General features: G+C 69.2%; 6 protein-coding genes. All 6 read left to right on the top strand.

The genetic code is table 11. The features are described 5' to 3' along the window. A partial coding sequence (locus ADL05_RS26725) for an IS5 family transposase (protein WP_156366065.1) occupies window positions 1-478 on the top strand: 478 nt, incomplete at its 5' end. Between the two features lie 491 nt (window positions 479-969). Next, window positions 970-1,239 carry an AlpA family transcriptional regulator gene (locus ADL05_RS26720; RefSeq protein WP_053619802.1) on the top strand — a complete coding sequence of 90 codons (270 nt, stop codon included), beginning with the start codon at window positions 970-972 and terminating at the stop codon, window positions 1,237-1,239. A gap of 72 nt (window positions 1,240-1,311) precedes the next feature. Next, entirely contained in the window at window positions 1,312-1,815 is a 504-nt protein-coding gene (locus ADL05_RS26715) for a hypothetical protein (RefSeq protein WP_053619801.1), read from the top strand. Then, window positions 1,793-2,200: an IS5 family transposase gene (locus ADL05_RS26710; protein WP_231640916.1), complete on the top strand. Its 408-nt coding sequence runs from the start codon at window positions 1,793-1,795 to the stop codon at window positions 2,198-2,200. Before ADL05_RS26715 ends, ADL05_RS26710 begins: the two co-directional genes overlap by 23 nt. Further along, window positions 2,146-2,616 carry a transposase gene (locus ADL05_RS30120; protein ID WP_082376916.1) on the top strand — a complete coding sequence of 157 codons (471 nt, stop codon included), beginning with the start codon at window positions 2,146-2,148 and terminating at the stop codon, window positions 2,614-2,616. Before ADL05_RS26710 ends, ADL05_RS30120 begins: the two co-directional genes overlap by 55 nt. 18 nt (window positions 2,617-2,634) lie before the next feature. Then, a partial coding sequence (locus ADL05_RS26700) for a transposase (protein ID WP_053619800.1) occupies window positions 2,635-2,845 on the top strand: 211 nt, incomplete at its 3' end.

The raw sequence follows: 2,845 nt of genomic DNA, 5'->3' as shown, positions 1-2,845 counted from the left end.
ACATGCGTGCCCTCAAAGGGGGGAGCTGACGGGTCCGAATCCTGTCGACCGGGGCAAGAAGGGCGCGAAGATCCACGTGATCACCGACCGGGCCGGTCTGCCCCTGTCCGTGGCGATCTCGGGGGCCAACACCCACGACAGCCAGGCCCTGCAGCCCTTGGTACGCGGGATCCCGCCGATCCGGTCCCGCCGCGGGCCGAGGCGGCGCAAACCGGCCAAGCTGCACGGCGACAAGGGCTACGACTACGACCACCTGCGCCGATGGCTCCGAGAACGAGGAATCGTCCACCGCCTGGCCCGCAGGGGTGTGGAGTCCTCGAAGCGGTTGGGGCGCCACCGCTGGCAGGTCGAGCGCACCATGGCCTGGCTGGCCGGATGCCGCCGCCTGCATCGCCGCTACGAACGCAAGGCCGAGCACTTCCTGGCCTTCGCCGGCATCGCCTGCACACTGATTTGCTACCGCAGACTCACCAAATGAGATGAGCTCTTAGGGGGTTATCAGGGCGAGACGACGACGCGAGGAAGAGGTCCGCCAATGACGAGACCCCAACACCTGAACCCGACGCCACACCCGTGGCCAGCGAATAACCCCTGAGGGCGGGGCCGCGCGGGGGGCGTCTGCGCGGGGTTGTCCCAGCCAGGGGCGTGTGCGGCCACCAGAGCCCCGATGTCGGCCCCACCGTCCGTGTCCGGCCCAACACCACAGGACACGCCGACCGGGGCGGTCGGGCTGTCTGACGGCCCCACCCCGGTCAGCCCCAAATCCTGTGCCGGACGGCCGCGCAGGGGGAATGGGGTGAAACCCCACGAAACGGGCGGCGGGGCGAGGTCCTCTGTGGATCCGGTGGGCTCTGTGCTGAATCCGCTTGACCACCTCGGCGAGGTCGAGCGTGGATGCGTGGTTCCCCGCACAGTGCGGGGCCGCGAACCGTATCCACGCAGTTCAGAGGTGTTAGGGAGGTGGGACAGGTGGGTGTGAACACTCCGGTGACGGTGTCCGAGGTCGGCTCTTTGCCGGTGGTGCTGGACCCGGTGACGGCCGGGCGGATGCTTGGCCTGGGCCGCACCACCACCTACAAGCTCCTCGGGCAAGGGAACTTTCCCGTCCCGGTCCACCGGACGGGGAAGGCGTGGGTGGTCCCGACCGCCGGGGTGCTTGTCTATCTCGGCCTGCCGGTGGGCGGCGGGTGTGGCGGGTGCGGTGCGCGCGAGAACACGCAGACGAACGCGAGGTCGTAGATGGCATCACGAGAAGGGTCCACGTTCAAACGGTGCGGGTGTCGCGACGAGGCAACAGGCAGGGCCCTGGGGGTGAGGTGTCCTCAGCTCAAGCGCAGGGGCGGGGGATGGAATCCGGCCCATGGTGCGTGGGCGTTCCAGTACGAACTCCCACGCACCGCAGACGGGAAACGGCGTCAGGCCCGCAGGGTCGGCCTGGGCACCTACGCCGAGGCCGTTGAAGGGCTGGACCAGGTCAAGGCGCTGATGGGTCTCGCGCAGGGGGATGAGGAGGTCGGGGTGCAGGTCGCGGACCTGATCCAGACCGCACTCGCCCAGCGCCGACCACTGCCCGATGTGGAGGAGGTGCGCAAGCGCATTGGCACGGGGGTGGACGTACGGGCCCAGGTGCCCACCGTCGAGGCCTGGCTCAAGGAGTGGTTGGAGGGCAAACTCGACCTCGCCGAGGGCACCCGGGCCTCCTACGCCGGCCACATCAACAAGTACCTCGTGCCGCACCTAGGCACTGTTTTTTGGAAGTGGGAGCGGAGCAGGGTTCGCCCTGGCAGGCTTGGTGAACGTGCCCGGACGCCATGAACTCACCGATGCCGAGTGGGCCCTGCTCGCCCCGCTCATGCCCGACGATGCGCCCAAAGGCAAGAAGTGGGCCGACCACCGACGCATCATCAACGCGATCCTGTTCCGCACCCGCACCGGCATCCCCTGGCGTGACCTGCCCGAACGCTTCGGCCCCTGGGAGACCGCCGCGGGACGGCACCGCCGCTGGTGCATCGACGGCACCTGGCAGAGGATCGCCGACCGGCTGCGGATCGATGCCGCCAGCGGTGAAGAGCTCATCGCGAGCGTGGACTCGACCACGGTGCGAGCCCATCAGCACGCCGCCGGGGCAGCGAAAAAGGGGACACAGTGCGGGACGAACCGGACGGATCCGAAGCGCTCGGGCGCTCCCGGGGCGGGCTGACCACCAAGATCCACCTGCTCGCCGATCAGCACAGGCGTCCCCTGGTGCTGGCCACCACCCCGGGCCAGCCCGGGGACAGCCCCATGTTCGAGCCCTTGATGGGCGCTCTGCGGCTGCCCAGGAGCACGGGAAGGCCGCGCACCCGACCGGACCGGGTCCTGGGCGACAAGGCCTACTCCAGCCGCGCCAACCGGGACCACCTGCGCAAGCGCAAGATCAAAGCGACCATCGCCCAGCCCCGCGACCAGCGCGAGCACCGCCGGCGCAAAGGGTCGGCGGGCGGCAGGCCCCCGGCCTTCGACCAGACGGCCTACCGCCACCGGAACACGGTGGAGTGTCTCGTGCCGGGTGTGATGGAGGCTCTGGTGTGTCCTGCGTTCTTCGGAGTCGGATTTCTGGATCCTGGGACCACGTGACCCTTGAAGGAGGGCATCGTGGGACGTCGTGGATACCCCGCCGAGTTCCGTCGCAAGGTCTTGGACCTGGTCGAGAGCGGGCGCAGCGTCGCGGACGTGGCACGCGATCTGGGCATCAGCACCGAGACCGTCTACGCCTGGCGGCGCCAGGACCGTATCGACCAAGGTCTGGCCCCGGGCCTGACCAGCACCGAGAAGAGCGAACTGGCCGCAGCCAACAAGCGCATCG

The organism is Nocardiopsis sp. NRRL B-16309, from assembly GCF_001279585.1.
Taxonomy (GTDB): domain Bacteria; phylum Actinomycetota; class Actinomycetes; order Streptosporangiales; family Streptosporangiaceae; genus Nocardiopsis.
The sequence above is the reverse complement of the archived record's forward strand: the minus strand, read 5'-3'. Positions and strand labels throughout refer to the sequence as shown.